The 3,141-nt window shown below is 69.2% G+C and carries 4 protein-coding genes; 2 read left to right on the forward strand and 2 right to left on the reverse strand.

Annotation, left to right across the window (positions count from 1 at the left end):
• Positions 1-38 precede the first annotated feature (38 nt).
• Positions 39-1,019: a fumarylacetoacetate hydrolase family protein gene (locus K2Z83_RS20790; protein ID WP_220597109.1), complete on the reverse strand. Its 981-nt coding sequence runs from the start codon at positions 1,017-1,019 to the stop codon at positions 39-41.
• 151 nt (positions 1,020-1,170) lie between these two features.
• Between K2Z83_RS20790 and K2Z83_RS20795 the strand changes: the two genes are divergently transcribed.
• The gene (locus K2Z83_RS20795; protein ID WP_220597110.1) at positions 1,171-2,058 is read left to right on the forward strand and encodes a PIG-L family deacetylase; all 888 of its coding nucleotides are present in this window, start codon (positions 1,171-1,173) and stop codon (positions 2,056-2,058) included.
• Between the two features lie 30 nt (positions 2,059-2,088).
• Here the strand turns inward: K2Z83_RS20795 and K2Z83_RS20800 are convergent, their stop codons facing one another.
• Positions 2,089-2,847, reverse strand: coding sequence for an HAD-IIA family hydrolase (locus tag K2Z83_RS20800; RefSeq protein WP_370650235.1), 759 nt, complete (start codon positions 2,845-2,847; stop codon positions 2,089-2,091).
• A 171-nt stretch (positions 2,848-3,018) separates the two neighbouring features.
• On the opposite strand from K2Z83_RS20800, the gene K2Z83_RS30080 reads away from it, so the two are divergent.
• On the forward strand, positions 3,019-3,141 hold a 123-nt coding region (locus tag K2Z83_RS30080; RefSeq protein ID WP_370650239.1), incomplete at its 3' end, for a GlsB/YeaQ/YmgE family stress response membrane protein.

A 3,141-nucleotide genomic window follows, 5' to 3' on the forward strand; every position in this document is an offset into this window, starting at 1 on the left:
AGAGCCAGGGCCGCCATTGCTATTGCGCCCCAACATCATCACACCACGGTGCTGCGCAGCGTGCCCAGCCCGGTGATCTCTAGCTCGACATCGTCGCCGCGCTCAAGCCACGGCCCGTAGCCCGCCGTCAGCTCTAGCAGGCAGCCGCTGCCCACCGTGCCGCTGCCGAGCACATCGCCCGGGTAGAGGGTGGCGTCGCGGCTGGCGTGGGCGATCATGTCGGCGAAGCGGTAGTACATGCTGGCGGCGTTGCCCCGCGAGCGCTCGACGCCGTTGACCCTGGCGGTCATGGTCAGGCTCAGGCGGCCGTCGTCGTCGGCGTAGATCTCCAGCTCGTCGGGGGTGACGATCCAGGGGCCGAGCGAGGTGGCGAAGTCCTTCCCCTTGGCTGGGCCGAGCCCGATCCGCATCTCCTGGCCCTGGATATCGCGGGCGCTCCAGTCATTCATGATCGTGTAGCCGGCGATGAAGAGCTCGGCGTCGTCGGGGTGGATGTTGCGGCCCTGGCGGCCGATCACGCAGGCTAGCTCCAGCTCGTAGTCGAGCGCCTCGGTCTCGGGCATGGAGATGGCGTCGTCGGGGCCGTAGATCGCGCCGTGGTTAGAGAAGTAGAAGGCGGGGATGCGGTACCACTCCTCGGGCACCTTCTGGCCGCGCTGGGCGCGGGCGGTGGCCACGTGCTGCTCGAAGACGTAGAAGTCGCGCAGGCTGCTCGGGCGGGGCAGGGGCGCCTGGAGGCGCACCTGGGCCAGGGGCAGCAGCATGGCCGCGCCGCCGATCTGGAGGCCGCCGGACATCTCGTCACCGGCGAACTGGGCGACCGAGGCGACGATGTCGGCGGCGGTGTCTAGGTTGACCTCGTCCTGGTCTCCGCGCAGGAGGCTGAGCATATCCCAGCGCAGGCTCTCGGCGTCCTCGATGACGAGGGCGGCGGCGGCGGCCAGGTCGACGACGGCGTCGCCGAGGAGCGCCCCGGCGCGCGGGGGGCCGTCGGGCGGGGTGAAGGTGACGAGGCGCATGGGGTCTCCTCTATCGGCTGAGCGCGGGCCGGACCGCGGCCGGCGCGAGGCGCGCGCCGATGGTGTGGCGTCGGGGCATGGTTTTTGTGGTAGGCTGTTGGGGCGAGGCGGTGCTGCGCTGCCTCGCCCTTCCATTATAGAGGATCACACGATGTATCGTCAGAGCGAGATAGCGAGCGCGGCGCGTCCGCGGGTGCTGGTGGTGCTGGCCCACCCGGACGACGAGAGCTTCGGGATGGGCGGGACGCTGGCGCTCTACGCCTGGTGCGGCGCGGATGTCTACCTGGTGTGCGCGACAGGCGGCGAGGAGGGCGAGATGGCGCCGGAGCTGCTGGAGGGCTACGGCTCGATCGCGGATCGGCGGGCGGCCGAGCTGGACTGTGCGGCGCGCGCGCTGGGGCTTGCGGGCGTAACGATGATGGGCTACCGCGACTCGGGGATGCCGGGGGCGGAGGCGAACCGCCACCCGCAGGCGCTGTTCGCGCAGACGCTGGACTCGGTGGCGGCGCGGGTGACGGCGGAGATCCGGCGGGTCCGGCCACACGTGGTGCTCACCTTCGACCCGATCGGCGGCTACCGCCACCCCGACCATATCGCCATCCAGCGGGCGACGGTGGAGGCCTTCCACGCGGCGGGCGACCCGGCGCGCTACCCGGGTGATCTGTCGGCCTACGCGCCGCAGAAGCTCTATTTCCACACCTTCCCGCGCGGCCTGCTGCGGCTGGTGGTGCGCCTGATGCCGCTGTTTGGGCGCGACCCGCGGCGCTTCGGGACGAACGGCGATATCGACGTGGCCTCGCTGGCCGAGGTGGAGTACCCGATCCACGCCAAGATCGACTTCCTGCCGATGGCGCGGGCCCGCGAGGAGGCCGGGGCCTGTCACGTGAGCCAGGGCGGCGCCTCGGGGGGGCTGCGCAGCGTCGTCGGCCGGCTGCTCCTGCTGCTCGGCGGGCGCGACACGTTTATGCGGGCCTTCCCCGAGCCGACGCCCGGCCTGCGCGAGCGGGATCTGTTCGAGGGGGTGACGATCGACCCGTAGGGACACAGCGCGCTGTGCCCCTACGTCGCATCACACCTCGATGCTGGCGACCGAGTCGAGGATGTGTGTGGGCCGGTAGGGGTACTGCGCCACATCCTCCCGGCGGGTGACGCCGGTCAGCACAAGGATCGTCTCCAGGCCGGCCTCGGTGCCGATGATAATGTCCGTGTCCATGCGATCCCCGACCATGACTGAGTCCTCGGAGTGTACGTTCAGCGTGCGGAGCGCGGTGCGCATGATCAGCGGGTTGGGCTTGCCGATATAGTAGGGCTTGACGCCGGTCGCGGCGGAGATCATGGCGGCCACCGCGCCCGTCGCCGGGACCATGCCGCCCTCGCCGGGGCCAGAGACATCAGGGTTCGTCGCGATAAATCGCGCCCCGGCGGCGACAAAGCGCATGGCCTGGGTGATGCGCTCAAAGCTATAGGACAGAGTCTCGCCGAGCACGACATACTCGGGGTTCTGGTCGGTGATGATGTAGCCTGTGTCATGCAGGGCGGTGGTGAGCCCGGCCTCGCCGATCACATAGGCGCTCCCGCCGGGGTGCTGGGCCGCGAGGAACTGCGCGGTCGCCATCGCGGACGTGTAGAGGGCGGTGATCGGCACGTCGAGCCCGATCCGTGCCAGGCGCACGTGCAGATCGCGTTGGGTGTAGAGCGAGTTATTCGTCAGGACGAGGAACTTCGCACCCGCCGCCTGTAGGCGCTGGATAAACTCGTTCGCGCCCGGGATGGCCTGTGAGCCAAACACAAGCACGCCGTCCATGTCGCAGATATAGTTTTTCGGCACGGGGTTCTCCTCTGGGGGCGGGCGCCGCACCGTGTGTGTGCGCTCCCGCCTGTAAGCACCGCTGACCTCGGACATTATAGCAGTGCTCCTGTGAGGGGTGGCTGCTAGCAACAGTGGCCGGCGGTCGTACGTCTAAGCGGCTGGGTAAGCTATAGTAAGGAGTGCGAGGCAATGGGTCCAATCTCGTGGATTATCTTTGGCGGGCTGGCCGGCTGGGTCGCCAGCATGATCGCGGGCACGAATGCCCGGCAGGGCTGCCTGATGAACATCGTGGTCGGGGTCGTCGGCGCGATG

The organism is Oscillochloris sp. ZM17-4 (genome assembly GCF_019599295.1).
Taxonomy (GTDB): Bacteria; Chloroflexota; Chloroflexia; order Chloroflexales; family Chloroflexaceae; genus Oscillochloris.

Coding starts and splice junctions, on each gene's coding strand:
- K2Z83_RS20790 (WP_220597109.1), bottom strand. CDS start 1,019: ATGCGCCTCGTCACCTTCACCCCGCCCGACGGCCCCCCGCGCGCCGGG.
- K2Z83_RS20795 (WP_220597110.1), top strand. CDS start 1,171: ATGTATCGTCAGAGCGAGATAGCGAGCGCGGCGCGTCCGCGGGTGCTG.